This window comes from Kribbella sp. NPDC055071 (assembly GCF_053608045.1).
Map to the genome: position 1 here is coordinate 20,147 of NZ_JBSGUS010000039.1, position 18,120 is coordinate 38,266.

Below are 18,120 nucleotides of genomic sequence, written 5' to 3' on the forward strand. Positions count from 1 at the left end.
CATCGGCTGTCCACCGGTCGGGGGACAGTGCGTCCGCCGGGTGATGCTCCCGGGAAGGGGTGCCGGGACGGGATGGTTGTCGCATGCAGACAGACAACGCAGTGAGGGTGCGGGGCCTGGTGAAGAAATACCCCGACAAGGTGGCTGTCGACGGTGTCGATCTGGACATCCATCGGGGTGAGGTGTTCGCCCTGCTCGGGCCGAACGGAGCCGGCAAGACCACGACCACGGAGATTCTGGAGGGGTATCGCCGGGCCGACCAAGGGGAAGTCAGCGTGCTCGGCAGCGATCCGGGCCACGCCGACCGGGTCTGGCGCAGCCGGATCGGCATCGTGCTGCAGACCTCGCGCGACGAGGCGGAGTCGACGGTCAGCGAGTTGGTCAACCACTACGCGGGCTACTACCCGAACCCGCGCGACCCCGACGAGGTGATCGCCGCCGTCGGGCTCGACGAGAAGCGCAAGACCCGGCCACGCAAGCTCTCCGGCGGCCAACGCCGGCGGCTCGACGTGGCCCTCGGTGTGATCGGCAACCCGGAGCTGCTGTTCCTGGACGAGCCGACCACCGGATTCGACCCCGAGGCCCGCCGCCAGTTCTGGACGCTGATCGAGAACCTGCGGACCGCCGGCACCACCATCCTGCTCACCACCCACTACCTCGACGAGGCCGAGCACCTGGCCGACCGGGTCGGGGTGATCGCCGACGGCAAGATGCTTGAGATCGGTACGCCGGAAACCCTCGGCGGCCGTGGCGCCCGGACCGCGCGCGTCTCCTGGAGTGACGCGGACGGCCAGCACGAACTGCGCACCGACCAGCCGACCGCGGAGGTGGCCGCGCTGATGGCCCGCTTCGGCGGCGAGGTGCCCGAGCTCGAGGTCCGTCGCCCGAGCCTGGAAGACATCTACCTGGACCTGATCGGCAAAGCGAGCCTCGCCTCCGGTACTGCCGACGCCGCGATCGAAGCTGGAGCACTCTGATGGCTCAATCCACTCCGACCAAGCCTCTGCCCTCGACCATGGCCGTCGGGCTGGCCCGCACCAAGCTCGAGGTGCGTGAATTCTTCCGCGAGCGCGAAGCGCTGATCTTCACGTTCTTCTTCCCGATCATCTTCCTCGGCATCTTCTCCGCCGTCTTCGGCAGCACCGACTTCGACGGCGTCAACGCCGCGACCTACTTCACGCCCGGGATGATTGCCTCCGGCATCTTTCTCAGCAGCTTCCAGTCGCTCGCGATCAGCATCGCGCTCGAGCGCGACGAAGGCCTGCTGAAGCGGCTGCGGGGTACGCCGATGCCGCCGCAGTCCTACTTCATCGGCAAGATCGGCCAGGTCCTGGTCACGTCGATCCTCCAGTTCGCGCTGCTGCTCCTCATCGCCGGGCTGATCCTCGGCGTCGACATCCCGACCGAACCGTCCAAGTGGCTCAACTTCGTCTGGATCTTCGTCCTCGGCACGGCGTCCGGGTCGGTGCTCGGGATCGCGTTCAGCGTCGTACCGAAGTCGGGCAAGGCCGCGTCCGCGGTCGTCACCCCGGTGGTCCTGCTGCTGCAGTTCATGTCCGGTGTGTACTTCGTCTACAGCAGCCTGCCGGCGTGGATGCGCGGTGTCGCGTCGATCTTCCCGCTGAAGTGGCTGGCGCAGGGGATGCGGTCGGTCTTCCTGCCGGACGGCTTCAAGAACACCGAGCCAGGTGCGTCGTGGCAGCTCGGGACCGGAGCGATCGTGCTGACGGTCTGGCTGGTGGTCGGGCTGTTCGTCGCCCAGCGTGTGTTCCGCTGGACTCGCCGGGACGCGGGCTGATGAAAGAGCTCTCCGGTACGACGTCGGCCGACCTGGCCTGGCGCCGTACCGGACTGTCCGACAGCGACCCACAGACTCCAGCCTGGACCGGACCTCGTCTCTGGATCCTGGCGTGGAGGAAGATGGCTGCTGTGGAGACCGCCGCCGGAGTGACCGATCAGCCTGTGTGGACACGCACGTTGATCGGGTGGCACGTCGTGTTCTGGGTGCTGCTGGCGATGACCTTGGTGCTGTCGTTCACCGGGAACCTCACTCCGGTGCGGCACGTCGTCTTCGCTGGTGCGGTGGTGGTGCTCGGGGCGGCGTACCGCTTCGTTGCGGTGCCGGCGATGCGGTCGCGCCGGCGGCTCCCGTCGTACGTGTATCGGCTGGTACTGATCGGTTGCCTGATGGTGATGATCGGGCTGTCTCCGGAGTCGGTCTTCCTGATGTTCATCGCGTCGGCGCAGATCTGGCTGCTGGGCGAGGACGTGCGCGAGGGCGCGGGGCTCAGTCTGCTGCTGGTGACGGGAGTGGGCGCCGCGCAACTGTGGAGCGCGGGATGGGGTTGGGACGCGTTCTGGCAGATCCTGCCGTGGATGCTGGTCAGTCTGGTCGTGAGTCTGCTGTTCGGGATCTGGATCGAGAAGGTGATCACCCAGAGTCAGCAGCGTGCGACCTTGATCGAGCAGCTCGAGTCGACCCGGGACGAACTCGCCGAGGCACACCACAGCGCCGGTGTGATGGCCGAGCGGGAGCGGATGGCGCGGGAGATCCACGACACGCTCGCGCAGGGGATGACGAGCATCGTGATGCTGGCCCAGGCCGGCGCGGGCGAGCTCGAACGTGGTGTACTCGACGATGCCGCGGCCCGGCTGAAGGCGATCGAGAACACGGCCCGGGAGAATCTGGCCGAGGCGCGTGCGTTGGTTGCCGCGTTCACCCCAGTTGCGTTGTCGGAGGCAACTTTGACGGAGGTGCTGCGGCGGCAGGCGGAGCGATTCGCGGCCGAGACCGGCGTCGACGTACAGGTGTCGCTGGATCTGCCGGACGAGGAGGTCTCTTTGTTGCCGCAGGCACAGCAGGTGGTGTTGCTGCGGTCTGCGCAGGAGGCGCTGGCGAACGTGCGCAAGCATGCTCGGGCCACGCAGGTGCTGATCACGCTGGGGCTGTCGGAGGTCGGTGTGTGGATCGAGATCCGCGACGACGGCACCGGGTTCACGCCGGGGGCGGACTCGAGTGGGTTCGGGTTGAACGCGATGCGCGGGCGGGTCGAGGAGTCGGGCGGGTCGGTCGAGGTGGAGAGTGCGCCTGGGCGCGGTACTCGGGTCCAGGTACTGATCCCGGCTGTGGAGGACGTGTGATCCTGGTGCTGATTCCCGCTGTGGAGGACGTGTGATTCGGGTCTTGGTGGTCGACGATCATCCGGTGGTGCGGTCCGGGCTGATCGGGATGCTCGCGGTGACCGACGACATCACCGTGGTCGGTGAGGCCGGGGACGGCGCCGAGGCGGTGGCGATGGTGGAGTCGACGCGTCCGGACGTCGTACTGATGGATCTGCGGATGCCTCGGATGGACGGGGTTGCGGCGACGGGCGCGATCGTTCCGGCGTACCCATCGACTCGAGTGCTCGTGCTGACGACGTACGACACCGACACCGAGATCCTGCACGCCGTCGAGGCCGGTGCGGCCGGCTATCTGTTGAAGGACACTCCGCATGCCGAGCTGCTGAACGGGATCCGGGCCGCCGCACGCGGGGAGACCGTCCTCGCACCACCGGTCGCTGCCCGCCTGATGTCCCGCCTACGTACGCCGTCCACGCCGGCGGCCGCTCAGCCGTCACCCCGCGAGCTCGAGGTCCTCGCCGCCGTGGCCCGCGGCCTCAGCAATGCCGAGATCGGCCGCGAACTCTTCATCGGCGAAGCCACAGTCAAGACCCACCTCCAACGCCTCTTCGCCAAACTCGACGTAGACGACCGCACCCGAGCCGTCACCGTAGCCATCGAACGAGGCCTCCTCCCGTCCCCCGGCCGCTAGCTTCCTCGCTCGTGGTTGGTTGCCTGCTCCGGTTGGGACCAGGCGATCCGGGGATCGACCGAGGCGGTGCCGTTGGCAACCATCTGCTCGGGCGTGGTCGGATTCGAAGCAACACTCATCGTCTTGTCCAGGTCGGGCGCCGCTGCGGCCTTCGCTGCGGTGTTGGCGGTGTCGACCGAGTACTGGGCCCACCCGTGCAGGTTCTCCTGCTGCTGCTTGATGGCGGCCTGCGCGCCGGCCAGCGTCGAACCCGCCTGCACGACCTGGTTGCTGATCACCTCGCTGGTTCGACGAAGCGCGGCTGAATGCTGATGGTTTCGGTCGACCGGATAAGTCGCTTTCTCGAGGCCCAGTGCCGCCATCCGGGCCGCCTCGAGCTGCTGAGTCGCTGCCCCTACCCGCCCGTCCAGGTCGGTGGCGACGTCCTTCAGATACTGCGCCCCGACGCGGAGGTTGTTGACCTGCTCTGTCTGGACCTCGGACAGATCCTGAACCGTGGCCATGCTCTTCAGCGCCTGCGTCAACTGGCCCATGCTCCGACCGAGGTCTCTGCGCTCCGCGTTCAACTGACGCACTGTTTCCCCGAGGCGTTGCGCAAGGTCGCCCGCGTCCACCGTGTACGAGCGGAAAGTGGTTTTCACGTTGTGAACGGCCGGGTCCACCGCCGCGCCCTGGGCGACATCGCGCGCCACTTCGGCAGCCTCGACACCGCGGACGCCGGACCTCAGCCGACGGGCGTCGTCCAGCCGCCCGTCGATCTTGACACCGATCTCCGATGCAGCCAGTGACCCGGCCACCGACGTCAAGGTTCCGTGTGCCTTGGTCAGGGCGGTCGCGACATGGTCTGTCAGGTCTTTGAAGTGCGACTTGCTCACCATCAGTTCTTGTCCACTTCGTTGCTGTGATCAACTTCCAACCAGCCTAGACGCCGGGTAGACCGTTGTCGTTCCGCCGTCAGCTTTCTTTGGTGACGACCTCGTTCGGTACGGCGCCGCCGTACCGGCGATCGCGTTGGGCGTAGAGCTCGATCGCGTGCCACAGATCACGCCGGTCGAAGTCCGGCCAGAGCGTGTCGAGGAAGACCATCTCGGCGTACGCGAGCTGCCAGACGAGGAAGTTGCTGGTCCGCTGCTCACCCGACGGGCGGATGAACAGGTCGACCTCGGGAATGTCCGGCGCGTACAGGTGCCGCGCGATCGTCTTCTCGGTGATCCGCTCCGGCTTGAGCTTGCCCGCGGCAACCTCCGCCGCGATCGACCGCATCGCGTCGGCGATCTCCGCCTGGCCGCCGTAGTTCACACAGAACTGCAGCGTGATGGTGTCGTTGTCCTTGGTCCGCTCCTGCGCGTACTCGAGCTCGTCGATCACGCTCTTCCACAACCGCGGCCGCCGCCCGGACCACACCACCCGGACCCCCATCGCGTCCAGTTCGTCACGCCGCCGGTGGATCACCTCACGGTTGAACCCCATCAGGAACCGGACCTCTTCCGGCGACCGCGCCCAGTTCTCGGTCGAGAACGCGTACGCCGAGATGTACTTCACCCCGATCTCGATCCCGCCCTTGATCACATCGAGCAGGCTCGCCTCCCCCGCCCGGTGCCCCTCGGTCCGAGGCAGCCCCCGCTGCTTGGCCCACCGCCCGTTCCCGTCCATCACGATCGCCACATGCTTCGGCAACACCTCCGCCGGAATCACCGGCGCCCGAGCCCCCGAAGGATGCAACTCAGGCGGCACCACCACCTTCTCCCCCGACCTCTCCCCCAACCCCCGACCCCGACGACGACCCAATGGCGACATACCCGCAGTCTCCCATCCGTGTGAACTCACCCCCAGACATCCCCCGGCCGCTGAGTCAGCCTTGCGGACCGCGGCACCACGACAATCCGCCCCCGCCTCGCCCCACGCACCACCCCTGCAGCTTCCTGCAACCTGTGGAAAACTCACCGCACCGAACACCCTCCGTATGCAACCCTTACACCAACCGCACCCGCGACAGGAGCCCTCGATGACCCCCCGACCGGCCCTCGGAACCGCCACCGCAGCCCTCTGCGCCCTCCTAGCGCTAACCGCCTGCCAAGGCTCCCCCGAAGCCGGCCACCCCAACACCACCCCCGTCACACCGTCTGCCACCCCAACCCCAACACCCACGGCTGCCCCGTCCACCCCAACGTGGACCCCAGAACAACAAGCAGCCATCACCGCCGCCAAGGCTCGCTATCTGGCCGCGAGAGCGGCAGTCGGAGAAGCTTTCAAGCAGCCTACGAAGTCAAAACCGTCCGATCTCTCAGCGGCCGGCAACGGAGGGGAGTGGGCTATTGCCGTCGCCGGCCAAATCGACTTTCAAACGAGAAACGGTTGGTACCGGACTGGCGACCCGAAGATCATCTCGCTAGCAGTGGTCTCGGTGAATCTCAAGCTGGAGCAGCCAGAGGTGAGGCTTACGAGCTGCATCGACAGTGCGCAGGTTGTCACGCGTTACCAATCCACTGGCAAGCCGATCCCCGTCGAATCCGACAACGGGAACCGCCACCGGTTCCAGTCTCGACTCGTCTACGCGAAGAGCGCCGTATCGGGAAAGAAGATGTGGTTTCTCGTCGACGAGAAGGCTGGCGAAAAATGCTGAGACGCCGATTCATCTCCGCCGTCCTAGTGTCTGCATCGCTGGTTTGCTGGACCTTGCCGGCCACAGCCGATCCAACAGCGCCACCAGCTACGCCGGGGCGACTGATCAGACAATGCGACCCCGACACAGGGAAATGCGTTTTCGTGGCTGCGTCAAATGTCCACGGCCAGAATTCGACCGTCAGCCCCGGCCACGACGGCAAGGGTGTGAAACAGACCAAACAAGTCTGCCAGCACGGTGGTGCGGCGCAGGCGTGTACGTCGTATCTGGGAAATTGGTCGAACAGCCAGCAGTGTTACATGCGCCGGGAGGACCCGCAGCCAGCCTTCAGCGATCCGCGTTGGCAAGGACACACGGACGGGAGTATCTGGGCGTGCCTCCTGCAGCAGGGCTACGACGAGGGTGAGCATCTGGTGACCAAGTGGGTCTGGTTGCCAGGCGAGCCAGACATAGTCGTGGTGGATCCTGTGACTCTCGCCTACCAGGCCATCGCGGAGATGCAACTGGCACCGCCGTTGGTGAAGAGCGCACCCGGGGTCGGGCAGGTTGGGTTGGTCAACATGCCGGTGTGGTTGTGGGTCGACAAGACCGAGAACACCTGGGGACCGATCGAGCGGTCGGCCAGTGTGCCGGGGCTGTCGGTTACTGCTACAGCAAAGGTGAAGGCGGTCAACTGGACGCTTGGGGACGGGAACACAATCCGGTGCGACGGACCTGGAACGCCGTACGACAAGGCGATGGGAATCAAGGATTCGCCCGACTGCGGACACCGGTACAAGAAGTCGTCGCGTGAACTGTCGAAGTGCGTCTATCCGGTGACGGCGACCGCGCAGTGGGATATCACCTGGCAGAGCACTCTCGGTGACACCGGTCAGATTTCGATGACTCAGCAGGCCGGGACGCAACTGCGGATCGGTGAAGCTGTTCCTGTTTTAATTGATCCGGATGGTGGCTCCCAACCTGTCCCTCCCGCGAAAAGTGGCTGCTGAGAACGCAGATCTGGGATGTGGAATTGGTCCGTCATTTGCTACGAGCGGGCGTCGGCCGGCACGCGAGCGTCGTACGCCGTAGGTCTTCATGATCGGAGCACGAATGACCTCCCGACCGGCCCTCTCAACCGTCGCCGCAGCGCTCTGCGCTGCCCTGGCGCTCAGTGCCTGCCAAGGGTCGCCGGATGCCGGTCGTCCGAGCACGGCCCCGACGACAGCCTCACCTACTCCCAACCCGACCCCTACCGTCGTCTCAACCTCAAGGTGGAGCCCGGTGGAGCAGGCAGCCATTTTTGCCGCAGAGGCTCGTTACACGACGGCACGGGCGGCAGTTGCTGATGCGCTCGACAATCCGGCGACGACAACTCGGGCGCAGCTTCAGCGGGCCGGAGTTGGTGGTAACTGGATCATCCAGGTGCTTGGCGACGTGAAGTTCTACCAGGACAGAGGCTGGCATCGAGCCGGCAAGATCGATGTGGTGTCGACGTCGGTCGCGTCGGTGAAACTCGAAGGGCAGCAACCCGAGGTCCGTCTCACCGTATGCACCGATACGTCGAAGACGTCGCTGCGTTACCAAGCCACCGGCAAGCCGGTACCAGCAATCCCAGCCAACGGCGGTCGACACAAGGCACAAGCCGTACTCGTCTACGCCCCGCCGGTCGGTCAGACCAAGAAGGCGTGGTTCCTGATCGATGAGAAAGCTGCAGGAGCATGCTGACGGCGCCTCGCGGGGTGTGGATGAGTGAGTGGGTGACGGGAGTGCGTTCGGTTGGGGATGTTCGGGCTGGCTTGAGTGAGGTACTGGATCAGTTTTGGGCGGGTCGCACGTGGGCGTTCGGCTTCGGGGATGGGGTTCCTGAGATGGTCATGCTTACGTACGACGAGTTCGAGGATCTTGACGGAGAGAGCAAGTTCTCGTTGCCAGGTGAGATTGTCGAGCCGTGGGCTTTGGCTCGGCGGTTGGATGAGCTAGTGGCGGCAGCGAGACGCGGGACCGGCATACCGGTGATCTGGGGGTACGACGGGGAGCCGGAGGCCGTCGTGATGTCGACGGCGCAGTACCGGGAGCTCCGGGGAGATGATCATCCGCCAGCCGGCGTTGTCGACGACCCGACCGCGCGTAGTTACGCCACCAAGCCACTTTCCACCAGTCGGCCACTTGACCTGGACGAGTGGGCCGGGCGGATGGGTCGGAAACGCAGGAGCTGCTTGAGGAGTTGCGGCGTGAGGATCGAGAGAGCTCCTAAGCCGCTGAGCCTGGCACTAGGTGCCTACCTGCAGGCGTTGGTTTGCTTTGGTGCGGCAGGTTGGGCGTTGGGGTCTATTAGGGCTGGGCGTAGTTCTGTTACTTGGAGGGGGGTTGAGCGGGTGAAGTCGAGAGGGATGTCGCCTTCCATGCCGCCGCCGGTCCAGTGGACGGTCCAGTAGGTGGTGGCGGTTACTTGGTAGGTGCCGGACTTTTCGCAGTGGGAGGTCTTGCGGTATTTGTGGCCGCAGGTTGGGGAGGCGGGGATCTCGTTGAGGGATTTGCCTTCGGCCATTGCGCGGGTAAACGGCGTACCGGCGCCTTTGCAGGTGACGGTGTCGCCGGCGCCCATTGACCACTCGATTCGGTCTACGGTGCCGGTAGCTTCGATCGTTACGCCGCCGACGGCTGCTCGTTTGGTTTGCGGGCCGGTCGTAGTTTCGCCGGGGTCGGTGACCCACATCCAGATGGGGACGTTGACGATCGCTTCGTGGGTGGCGCTTTGGACGTACGGCGACAAGCCGAGCTGGGGTGCCACGAAGGTCATCGTCTTCACGACTTGCTGGGCTGCGACGCGGGGGTCGATCGTCTCGGGTTCGCCAGGTGGGCGGACGACTGGCTCGAAACGCTCGATGCCATCGGGCCGCCCTTCGATGACTCCGAGGATCACCCAGCAGCGGTAGTACTTCGTTCCTGGCGGGTAGCCGCCGGGCGGGACCAACATCGAGACCAGCGTGTCTGTCGGGGTGAGGTAGCACCCGGAGGCGGCGTCGAAGAAGCCGTCCTCGGTACGGCAGGGCACGGTCTGACCCTCGAACACACACCGCGACCCACCCGGCTTCTTGCTGCCGGGTGAAGCACTAGTCTCATCAGCAGCAGTAGACGATTCATCTCCGGCAGTCAGCACGCATCTCCCGGTCAGAGGGTTGATGACACAGTCCGGAGGTTCTGACATCGCAACTGTCGCCGACGAGATGCTAAGAACACAGGCGACGATGATCGCGGCGAAGCATCTCGAAATCAACACGTTCCCGCCTTCCTGCTTTGCGGATAGTCGGCCTTCCAGGTGCCTTGGGTGCGGAGCATGCGCATCTGATCGATGAGTTGGGTAGGAGTTCCCGGCGCCTTCACGCTCTTGCCTGCGGCGTCAACTGCGGTGGCCTTTGATGAGTCGATGCATGCTTGAAGGGTCAGACTGTTGATCTGACCAGTGGCGTCCGGCTTTCCCAACTGCAACGCCTTAACCCAAACGACCTGCTGAACGCCGACGCTGTGCCACTTGTTTCCTCGGAAGGTGTCGGCCTGGTTCAGTTCGGCCTTCAGCATCACGCCGCTGGCATGCTTCTTCACCTCCGAGACATTCACACCACCGCTGGCGTAGGAGACATCAGTCGCCGCGATGAACTCGCGGTATGCCATCGAGGCCGCGGCCACAGCCAGGGTCGCAGCTGAATCTGTTGGCGTTGGCGTCGGTGATTGCGTCACGGTTGAGGGGGTGAAGGGGGCTGGGGTTGCGTTGGAGTCCTTGGTGCAGGCGGTTAGCGCTAGGGCGGTCGTGGTGATGACCAGCGCTGTTAGTGCTCGCCTGGACATTGGGCCTCCGACTGGATCGTTGGTTACTGAGAGTCCAACTGTTTCATACGGTCGGTTCCCTGGGTGGGGGTTATCCACAGGTCAGGGGGTTAGGTCCAGGTGGGGGAGGGAGCGGAGTTGGTGGTCTTGGTGGTAGGTGAAGAAGGCGGCTATGAGGCCGGTGGATTCTCGGCGGGTTCTGGGGTCGGCTTGTAGGGCTGTGGGCCAGTCGCCGGTGAGGAGGGCGGCCAGGTGGGTGACGGTGGCTGGGGAGGGCATGGCTGAGGCTGGGGGGCGGCAGGAGGAGCAGACCATGCCGCCGGCGGCGGGGTTGAAGGCTCGGTGGGGGCCTGGTTCGCCGCAGCGGGCGCAGTCGGCGAAGGAGGGGGCGTAGCCGTTGATTGCCAGCGAGCGCAGGAGGAAGGAGTCCAGGACGAGCTCGGGGGTGCGTTCGCCGGTGGAGAGGACTCGGAGGGCGCCGGCCAGGAGCAGGTGCTGCTGGGTCGCTGGTTCCTTCTCCTCGACCACCAAGCGATCGGCGGTCTCCAGCAGGACCGTGCCTGCTGTGTACCGGGCGTAGTCGCCGACGATCCCCTCGCCGTACGCCGCGATCGACTCGGCCTGCGTCACCACATCCAAGGTCCGCCCGGTCGCGAGCTGCAGGTCGACGTGGCTGAACGGCTCGAGCCGCGCGCCGAAGCGGGACGACGTACGGCGAACTCCCTTGGCGACAGCCCGGATCTTGCCGCGCCCGCGGGTCAGCAGCGTGGCGATCCGATCGGCCTCACCCAGCTTCTGGGTGCGCAGCACGATCGCCTGATCCCGGTAAAGCGGCACCGGATCAGTGTCTCACCCGGCAGCGACATACTCCTCGAGGCCGGTCGGCGCCTTGCCGGTGATGTCGAGTACGGCGGTCGAGGTCGCGCGCAGCTCCCCGCTGGAGATCGCGGCGTAGGAGGTGACCCAGCCGGCCACCTCCCAGGCCGGCGCTCCGTACGTTTCCCGCGAGCGATAGGCCTCGTCGAGCGTCTCGGGCTTGTACCGGATCTTGCGGCCCCAGGCCTCGGACAGTACGGCGGCAGCCTCGGTCAACGTGAAGGCAGTGGGACCGGTCAGGTCGTACGTCGACCCGTTGTGGGCGGGATCAACGGCGACCTCAGCCGCCACCGCGGCCACGTCGTCGCGGGCCACCGCCGCCATCCGCCCGTCGCCGGCCGGCCCGCGAATCACGTCGTCCGCCCCAACCGCACCCGTGACGAAGTCGAGGTACATGTTGTCGCGCAGAAAGGTGAAATCAACCCCGACCGACCGGATGTGCTGCTCCGTGTGCCAATGATCGCGAGCAAACGTGAACGTCGCCCCCGGCGCGGCCCCGACGAACGATGTGTACACGATCCGCCGCACGCCGGCCGCGACCGCCGCATCGACCGTTGCCTTGTGCAAAGAGACCCGATCCGCGGACTCCGTTGCGCTGAGCAACAACAACGTGTCCACACCGTCGAGTGCGTTCAGCAGCGCCGCATGTTCGCCATAGGCAGCCTGCGCCACCGAGGCCCCCGGCAAGCTCAACGCCCGCGCCGGATCCCGCACCACCAACCGGAGGGGTACGCCGGAAGCCGCCAGCCGGCTCGCGATCCGCGAGCCGAGCCGGCCGGTCGATCCGGTGAGCCCGATCACTTGCCCACCAGGTCCATTCCGCCATCGGTGTACCGCTGCCCGGCGGCTGCCTCGGCCGGAAACGCCTCGTCCAGCGCGGCGAGCTCCTCGGCGGACAGCACCACATCGACAGCGCCGAGGTTCTCGGTCAGGTACTTGCGCCGCTTCGTCCCCGGGATCGGCGCCACATCATTGCCCTGAGCAAGCAGCCAGGCAAGCGCCAGCTGACCCGGCGTCACGCCGCGCGCCGCAGCGAGCTCCTTGACGCGATCGACCAGATCCAGGTTCCGCTGGAAGTTCTCCCCCATGAACCGCGGCAACCCGCGCCGCATGTCGTCCGGCCCGAAGTCGTCCGGCGTCTTGAGCTGCCCGGTCAGGAACCCGCGCCCGAGCGGGCTGAACGGGACGAACCCGATCCCGAGCTCCCGCAGCGTCGGCAGTACGACGGTCTCCGGGTCACGCGTCCACAGCGACCACTCACTCTGTACGGCGCTGATCGGATGTACGGCGTGCGCCGTACGGACTGTGTCTCCGTTCACCTCCGACAGGCCCAGGTAGCGGACCTTGCCGGCCTCGACCTGAGCGGCCATCGCGCCGACCGTCTCCTCGATCGGCACCTGCGGGTCACGGCGATGCAGGTACCACAGGTCGACGTGGTCGACGCCGAGCCGGCGCAGCGAGGCGTCCAAAGCCTGTGCCGCGTACGCCGGGGACCCGTCGACGACCGACGGCAGCGCCGACCCGGACGTGGGCCGCTTGAAGCCGAACTTGGTCGCCAGCACAACCTCGTCGCGGCGGCCGGCGATGGCGCGGCCGACGAGCTCCTCGTTCGCGCCGTCGCCGTACACGTCGGCGGTGTCGAGGAAGGTACAGCCGGCGTCGATGGCCGCGTGCACGGTCGCGACGGACTCGGCCTCGTCGAAGGTCTCGCCGTACGACTGGGACATGCCCATGCAGCCGAGGCCGAGGCAGGAAACGGTCAGGTCACCGAGGTGGGATTCACGCATGCTCCGAACCTACCGCCGGGTCCGGCCCGGCGGGGCGATGGCCTCGACCGATCACTGTCCGTGACCCAGAATTCTTGCCTAGACAACAACTCTGTGACATTTCGCTGGAGCCCGCCCCAGCGATCACCCCGTTCCGTATCTTCGGGCGAACGAAGCACGATGCTGGGGGTGGCGTGGGGATGTTTCTGGGACAGGCATTGCGATATCGCTGGTCGCAAGCCCTGGTGCTGGCCGGCATCAGCCTGCTGATCGGGACCTGCGCGGTGTTCGCGCCCTGGTTCGCTCGCGCCGTCCAGCAGACCGTGATGACCGAGACCCTGCAGACCCAACGCCTGTCGGCCGCCTGGCAACTCGAGGCCCGGCCGGAACGGGTCCAGTCCGGACAGGTGATCCCACCGGAGGACCTGGACCGACTGATCCCCGCCGACCTGAAGCCGCTCTTCACTCCGCCGGTGCACGGCATTCTCAGCGACATCCCGTGGCAGGGCTCGCCGATCGACAGCCGGGTGATGTGGCGCGAGGGGTACTGCGCCGAGCTCACCGTCACCGACGGCCGCTGTCCGACCGGACCGAACGAGATCCTGGTGTCGACGGTGGACCAGGAGCGGTTCGGCCTCAAACCCGGCAGCAAGCTCGTCGTGCTCCCCGGTCCCAGTGATCAGACCGCCGCGCTGACCGTCGTGGGCAACTACCGACCGAAGGACAGCACCGGGGCCTACTGGTTCGGTCGTACGCCGGTCGGACACTCCAAACCGCCGGACGACAAAGTGCGCGGCGCGACCGACTACATCTTCACCGACCGTACGACGTTCACGGCGCCACTCTGGCTACCGCACACGACCTTGGACACCCGGCCCGTCCCAGGAAAGGCCCGGCTCGACGACCTGGATCGCCTGACGGACGCGACGAACGCAACCAAGACAGCGGCGATCGATCTGGGGGCTGAGAACACGACCGGCCTGCCCGGCGTGCTCGATCGGATCCGGCACGAGCGTTCGCAAGCAGCGACGACCATCCCGTTGGTGATGGTGCAGGTCGCCGTGTTCGGACTGGTCGTCCTCGCTCTGGCCCTCGCGGTGGTGGCCGATCAACGCCGGCCGGAGATCGCGGTCGCTCGCCTGCGCGGATCGAGTGCCCGCCGTACCGGCCGTTCGTTGTCGGTCGAGCTGGGTGTGCCGGTGCTGATCGGAACGCTCGCGGGCGCACCGGTCGGATTCGGGCTGCTGATGATCGTCAGGGCCACCTGGCTGCGTGGCGGAGCGCCGATCGAGCTGCCGTGGACGGTTCCACTGGCATTGCTCGCGGTCGCGATCGTCACGCTCGGGGTCGTGGTGCTCCAGGTGCGCGGCGTCGTACGGCAGGACATCTCCGCGTTGCTGCGGCGGGTGGTTCCGCACCGGCGCGGCCGGACGGTCGGCCTGGTCGACCTCATCATTATTGTCCTCGCCGTCGCGGGGGTGGTGTCTGCGCTGACTGGAACCGATCAGGGGCCGGTTCCAGTCCTCGCACCCGCACTACTCTCGCTGGCGGTGGGGCTGGCCATCGCCCATCTGCTCCTGCCGATCGCCGGCCTGATCAGCCGCCGGGCGTTGCGTCGCGGGCGCCTCGGCCTGGCGCTCGGCGCACTGCAGATCTCTCGCCGACCCGCCGGGACCCGGATCGTCGCTGCGGTTGCGGTCGCCGCCGGGCTGGTCGCGTTCGCCGGCCAGGCTGCCTCGGTCGGTGACCGCAACTGGGAGGACCGCGCCGGGTACGAAGCCGGCGCGGCGGGCGTACTGCGGGTGAACTCCGGCAACGTCGGCACGTTCACGCGGGCGGTCGACAAGCTCGATCCGGACCGCACGATGATGACGCCGGTCGTGCTGACACGCCCGCCGTCGCCCGACACACTGCAGACGATGATGATTGAACCGGACAGCTTCCGGCGGATCGCGTACCGCGGCGACCAGCTCACCGACGCCGAGGGGTTCGCCAGGTTGTCGGCGCCGAAGGTCGCGCCGATCGAGTTCCGCACCTCGCAACTGACGGTCACGGTCACGACCAGCGCGATGAAACACGTGCTACCCAAGACTTCGCCGTACGCCGAACCGCCCGCGCCTGAACCGCCCGCGAGGTCCATCCTGCTGATCGCGAACGTGGTCGACCTGCGCACCGGCGCGCGCAACCTGGTCTTCTTCCCGCGCCTGCCGCTGACTCCGGGCAAGCCGATCGAACTCCACACCAAGCTCGACTGCCGCGGCGGCTGCCAGCTGCTCCGGCTGGGCATCAGCCGCGATCTACTGGACCAGGCCGGGATCGAGGGCACCGTGCGGATCGACAAGCTGGCGACCGACGACCACCCCTCCCTCTCGCTCGGTCGCCCCGGGGACTGGCAGCCCGTGCAGCAGACCGAGGACGACGCGGACACGATCGCGGGCGCCGCCGGCGGGGCACTCACGCTGGCCGTGCGGAACCTCGGCTCCGACCAGTTGTTGCAGTACGCAACGGTCCCGCAGATCGTCCCGGCGCTGGTGACTCCGGACTTCCGGTTCAGCAGCTCCTCCACCGGACCGACGTTCGACGGCACTCCGATTCCGCTGACGAAGCTGGACCGGCTCCGCAGTCCGGTGAACCGCTTCCCGCTCCGTACCGCGGTCATCGACCTGAAGACCGCGCAAAGCCTCGCGGGTACGGTCGATGAGCCGTCGACCGAGTTCGAGATCTGGCTGAACGAGGAGGGCGTGGCCAAGGCTGATCAGCTCGTCGACGATCTGCGCGCAGCGGGTTTCGCAGCCCAGGTGATCGACCGCCAGTCCGACCGGATTGCGTCGTACGGGCGGTCGGCGAGTGCATTGGCGCTGCAGCTGACGCCGGTGGTCGGAGTGGCGGGCTGGGCGCTGGCGATCGTTGTACTCCTGCTCACCGTGGTCACCTCGTGGCGGTCGCGGGCACAGGATTACGCGAGCCTGCGGATCACCGGCGTACCGGCGAGCGCCACCGGACGGGCTGCACGATGGGAACAGACCGGTCCGGTCGCACTGGCCGTGTTGCTGGGGTCGGTCTGTGGGTTGGTCGGGGCGCATATCGCGCTGCCGCTGATCCCGCTGTTCGCTGACTCCGGTGGGCCGATACCGCTCGAGCTCGCGACCAACTGGCCGGTCGCGGTGGTGCTGTGGCTTCTGGGTACGGCGATTCTCACGGCAGTCACGCTGTTGCTGGGGACTGGGGTCAACCGGCGGGCCGGGTTCTCGCGGATCCGGGAGGAGCTGACGTGAGCGGCCTGGCAATCAGTACGACGGGGCTCGTGCACATCTACCGAGCCCGCGGGCACGACGTCGCCGCGCTGTCCGGGATCGGGATCACCGTCCGGCCGGGTGAGTTGGTCGGGCTGCTCGGCCCTTCTGGTGCGGGGAAGTCGACCCTGCTGCAGCTGTGCGGCGGTCTACTCACGCCGAGCGCCGGGCGGTTGCAGATCGGCGAGCACAACGTCGCCACGATGACCGAGGCCGAGCTCGACCGGATGCGGTCGGGTGACGTCGGCATCGTGTTGCAAGGAGCCGGCCGGAACCTCATCCCGTACCTCACGCCAATCCACAACATCCTTTATGCCCAACGCGCCGCGTCGCGGGGACGGGACGTGCCGAGTCCGGACGCCGTACTGGAACTGGTCGGCCTCAAGGAACACGCCCGTACGCCGTTGACGTCGCTGACTCCTGGACAGATCCAGCTGTGCGCGGTGGCGGTCGGGATCGCGATGTACCCAGGGCTGTTGCTGGCCGACGAACCAACCAGTCAGTTGGATCACCAGGCCCGGGACGAGGTCCTCACGGCGATCCGGACGATCAACGCCGAGACCGGGATGACGGTCCTGCTGATCACACACGATCCCGAGGTCGCGGCGACGCTGCCGCGGACCATCACGATCCGGGACGGACGGATCGCGTCGGAGGGTCGGTCGGGTGAGGAGTACGCCGTGGTCGCGACGGACGGATCGTTGCCGCTGCCACCCCATGTGGCGGAACTCTTGCCGGCTGGGACGTTGGTGCAGGTCACCACGGACGGCGGCGAGATCCGGCTGACCCCGATCGATCAGGAGGGGCCGCGGTGATCAGTGTCAGTGAGGTGTCGGTGACGTACGGGAAGCTGACCGCGGTGGCGGAGGTGTCGTTCACTGTGCCGCCGGGCTTCGTGCTGGCGGTGAGTGGGCCGTCGGGGGCCGGGAAGAGTTCGTTGCTGTGGGCAATCGCCGGGGCTGTGCCGTTGGCGAGTGGGAAGGTCGAGATCGACGGGCTCGTCATCACCGATCGGCCGATGGCGGCTGCGAACGGCGTCGTACTGATTCCGCAGGGCAATGGGCTCGCGCGGGTGCTGACTGCGCGGGAGAACCTCTCGGTTCCGCTGCTCGCGGATCACAAGCCGCTCGACGAGCTCGATCGGGCGGTCGAGGAGGCACTCGACCAGGTCGGGTTGGGTGACAGTGGCGATCATCTGGTCGAAGAACTGTCGGGGGGTGAGCAGCAACGGGTCGCGGTCGCGCGCGGGATTGCCCAGCGGGGAAAGGTGATCCTGGCCGATGAGTCCACCAGCGAGCTCGACAGCAGCAACCGCGAGCGCGTCCTCGAGCTGCTTCGTGCGGAGGCCGATCGCGGTGCTGCCGTCGTGATCGCGACGCATGACCCGACTGTTGCCGAGAGCGCCGATGGTCACGCGCTAATGGACGAGGGCCGGCTGAGCTGGTTGCGACGCCTGTAATCCGACGAGCGACGGGTCGAGCTGGATCCGCGTCACGCCGAGGGGTAGAAGCATCTCGCGCAGCCCCTCCTCGGTGAGGCGCATCCACTCCTGGTGGGGTCCGGAGGCGGCGTGCAGGTTGGCGAGGGTGGTGAACGCGATGCCGACCCGGCGCCCGTCGGGCAGCCGCCCGATCTGCGGTGCGCCGACATCACCGGCGGAGTGAACAGGAACAAACCAGTCAAGACAATGTCGAGGCTTCACACCTAAAACTAAAACGCCCCCACCCCGCAATCACCCTCCCTAACACTTCTCCCACACCTTCCGCACACTGCTCTCACACACCCAACCCACCCCACCACCCCCACTTTGTGCACCAGATCCGTACTCCCAGCACCTCCCCGTACGGACCCCATGCACAAAGTCGCCCCAGCACAGAGGCGCGGCGCGGGGCGCGCCAGGCTGGCGCGCGGCGCGCGCGGCGCGGGCGGCGGGGGCACGGG

18 protein-coding genes are annotated in these 18,120 nt (G+C 66.9%); 10 read left to right on the forward strand and 8 right to left on the reverse strand.

Going from position 1 to position 18,120, the window contains the following annotated elements; translation table 11 throughout:
- The first annotated feature begins 119 nt into the window (after positions 1–119).
- The 4 genes from ACWF4Z_RS36485 to ACWF4Z_RS36500 are packed head-to-tail and all read left to right on the forward strand — an operon-like array spanning position 120 to position 3,814.
- Complete coding sequence (locus tag ACWF4Z_RS36485; protein ID WP_452247794.1) at positions 120–977, forward strand: ABC transporter ATP-binding protein; 858 nt, start codon at positions 120–122, stop codon at positions 975–977.
- Positions 977–1,798, forward strand: a complete 822-nt coding sequence (locus ACWF4Z_RS36490) for an ABC transporter permease (protein WP_452247795.1) — start codon at positions 977–979, stop codon at positions 1,796–1,798. Before ACWF4Z_RS36485 ends, ACWF4Z_RS36490 begins: the two co-directional genes overlap by 1 nt.
- Entirely contained in the window at positions 1,798–3,141 is a 1,344-nt protein-coding gene (locus tag ACWF4Z_RS36495) for a sensor histidine kinase (protein WP_452247796.1), read from the forward strand. The genes ACWF4Z_RS36490 and ACWF4Z_RS36495 overlap by 1 nt, the downstream gene beginning before the upstream one ends.
- 31 nt (positions 3,142–3,172) lie before the next feature.
- The gene (locus ACWF4Z_RS36500; protein WP_452247797.1) at positions 3,173–3,814 is read left to right on the forward strand and encodes a response regulator; all 642 of its coding nucleotides are present in this window, start codon (positions 3,173–3,175) and stop codon (positions 3,812–3,814) included.
- Here the strand turns inward: ACWF4Z_RS36500 and ACWF4Z_RS36505 are convergent.
- Positions 3,811–4,692 carry a hypothetical protein gene (locus ACWF4Z_RS36505; RefSeq protein ID WP_452247798.1) on the reverse strand — a complete coding sequence of 294 codons (882 nt, stop codon included), beginning with the start codon at positions 4,690–4,692 and terminating at the stop codon, positions 3,811–3,813. The genes ACWF4Z_RS36500 and ACWF4Z_RS36505 overlap by 4 nt on opposite strands.
- 76 nt (positions 4,693–4,768) lie before the next feature.
- A complete protein-coding gene (locus tag ACWF4Z_RS36510) occupies positions 4,769–5,611 on the reverse strand; it encodes an isoprenyl transferase (protein ID WP_452247799.1) in 843 nt (280 codons plus the stop codon).
- A gap of 607 nt (positions 5,612–6,218) precedes the next feature.
- Here ACWF4Z_RS36510 and ACWF4Z_RS36515 point away from each other — a divergent pair.
- From ACWF4Z_RS36515 to ACWF4Z_RS36525, 3 genes are all read left to right on the forward strand, one after another.
- Entirely contained in the window at positions 6,219–6,437 is a 219-nt protein-coding gene (locus ACWF4Z_RS36515) for a hypothetical protein (RefSeq protein ID WP_452247800.1), read from the forward strand.
- 143 nt (positions 6,438–6,580) lie between these two features.
- Complete coding sequence (locus ACWF4Z_RS36520; RefSeq protein ID WP_452247801.1) at positions 6,581–7,426, forward strand: hypothetical protein; 846 nt, start codon at positions 6,581–6,583, stop codon at positions 7,424–7,426.
- A gap of 274 nt (positions 7,427–7,700) precedes the next feature.
- The gene (locus tag ACWF4Z_RS36525; protein WP_452247802.1) at positions 7,701–8,144 is read left to right on the forward strand and encodes a hypothetical protein; all 444 of its coding nucleotides are present in this window, start codon (positions 7,701–7,703) and stop codon (positions 8,142–8,144) included.
- Positions 8,145–8,697: 553 nt separating this feature from the next.
- Here the strand turns inward: ACWF4Z_RS36525 and ACWF4Z_RS36530 are convergent.
- The 5 genes from ACWF4Z_RS36530 to ACWF4Z_RS36550 all read right to left on the reverse strand — a co-directional run bounded on the left by ACWF4Z_RS36530 (position 8,698) and on the right by ACWF4Z_RS36550 (position 12,907).
- Positions 8,698–9,579: a hypothetical protein gene (locus ACWF4Z_RS36530; protein ID WP_452247803.1), complete on the reverse strand. Its 882-nt coding sequence runs from the start codon at positions 9,577–9,579 to the stop codon at positions 8,698–8,700.
- Between the two features lie 113 nt (positions 9,580–9,692).
- Complete coding sequence (locus ACWF4Z_RS36535; protein WP_452247804.1) at positions 9,693–10,157, reverse strand: hypothetical protein; 465 nt, start codon at positions 10,155–10,157, stop codon at positions 9,693–9,695.
- A 189-nt stretch (positions 10,158–10,346) separates the two neighbouring features.
- Positions 10,347–11,081, reverse strand: a complete 735-nt coding sequence (gene recO, locus ACWF4Z_RS36540; protein ID WP_452247805.1) for a DNA repair protein RecO — start codon at positions 11,079–11,081, stop codon at positions 10,347–10,349.
- Positions 11,082–11,093: 12 nt separating this feature from the next.
- The gene (locus tag ACWF4Z_RS36545) at positions 11,094–11,921 is read right to left on the reverse strand and encodes an SDR family oxidoreductase (protein WP_452247806.1); all 828 of its coding nucleotides are present in this window, start codon (positions 11,919–11,921) and stop codon (positions 11,094–11,096) included.
- Entirely contained in the window at positions 11,918–12,907 is a 990-nt protein-coding gene (locus tag ACWF4Z_RS36550; protein WP_452247807.1) for an aldo/keto reductase, read from the reverse strand. Before ACWF4Z_RS36550 ends, ACWF4Z_RS36545 begins: the two co-directional genes overlap by 4 nt.
- 179 nt (positions 12,908–13,086) lie before the next feature.
- On the opposite strand from ACWF4Z_RS36550, the gene ACWF4Z_RS36555 reads away from it, so the two are divergent.
- From ACWF4Z_RS36555 to ACWF4Z_RS36565, 3 genes are read left to right on the forward strand one after another with little or no spacing between them, the layout of a single operon-like run.
- On the forward strand, positions 13,087–16,161 hold the full coding sequence (locus ACWF4Z_RS36555; RefSeq protein ID WP_452247808.1) for an FtsX-like permease family protein: 3,075 nt from the start codon (positions 13,087–13,089) through the stop codon (positions 16,159–16,161).
- A complete protein-coding gene (locus ACWF4Z_RS36560; protein WP_452247809.1) occupies positions 16,158–16,994 on the forward strand; it encodes an ABC transporter ATP-binding protein in 837 nt (278 codons plus the stop codon). The genes ACWF4Z_RS36555 and ACWF4Z_RS36560 overlap by 4 nt, the downstream gene beginning before the upstream one ends.
- Positions 16,991–17,638 carry an ABC transporter ATP-binding protein gene (locus tag ACWF4Z_RS36565; protein ID WP_452247810.1) on the forward strand — a complete coding sequence of 216 codons (648 nt, stop codon included), beginning with the start codon at positions 16,991–16,993 and terminating at the stop codon, positions 17,636–17,638. The genes ACWF4Z_RS36560 and ACWF4Z_RS36565 overlap by 4 nt, the downstream gene beginning before the upstream one ends.
- On the opposite strand, the gene ACWF4Z_RS36570 is transcribed toward ACWF4Z_RS36565, so the two are convergent.
- Positions 17,597–17,881 carry an SAV_915 family protein gene (locus ACWF4Z_RS36570; RefSeq protein ID WP_452247811.1) on the reverse strand — a complete coding sequence of 95 codons (285 nt, stop codon included), beginning with the start codon at positions 17,879–17,881 and terminating at the stop codon, positions 17,597–17,599. The two genes, ACWF4Z_RS36565 and ACWF4Z_RS36570, sit on opposite strands and share 42 nt — an antisense overlap.
- Positions 17,882–18,120 lie beyond the last annotated feature (239 nt).

Excerpts from the sequence above, each read along its gene's own strand:
- ACWF4Z_RS36490 (WP_452247795.1), top strand. The coding sequence starts at position 977 with ATGGCTCAATCCACTCCGACCAAGCCTCTGCCCTCGACCATGGCCGTC.
- ACWF4Z_RS36495 (WP_452247796.1), top strand. The coding sequence starts at position 1,798 with ATGAAAGAGCTCTCCGGTACGACGTCGGCCGACCTGGCCTGGCGCCGT.
- ACWF4Z_RS36505 (WP_452247798.1), bottom strand. The coding sequence starts at position 4,692 with ATGGTGAGCAAGTCGCACTTCAAAGACCTGACAGACCATGTCGCGACC.
- ACWF4Z_RS36510 (WP_452247799.1), bottom strand. The coding sequence starts at position 5,611 with ATGTCGCCATTGGGTCGTCGTCGGGGTCGGGGGTTGGGGGAGAGGTCG.
- ACWF4Z_RS36550 (WP_452247807.1), bottom strand. The coding sequence starts at position 12,907 with ATGCGTGAATCCCACCTCGGTGACCTGACCGTTTCCTGCCTCGGCCTC.
- ACWF4Z_RS36555 (WP_452247808.1), top strand. The coding sequence starts at position 13,087 with ATGTTTCTGGGACAGGCATTGCGATATCGCTGGTCGCAAGCCCTGGTG.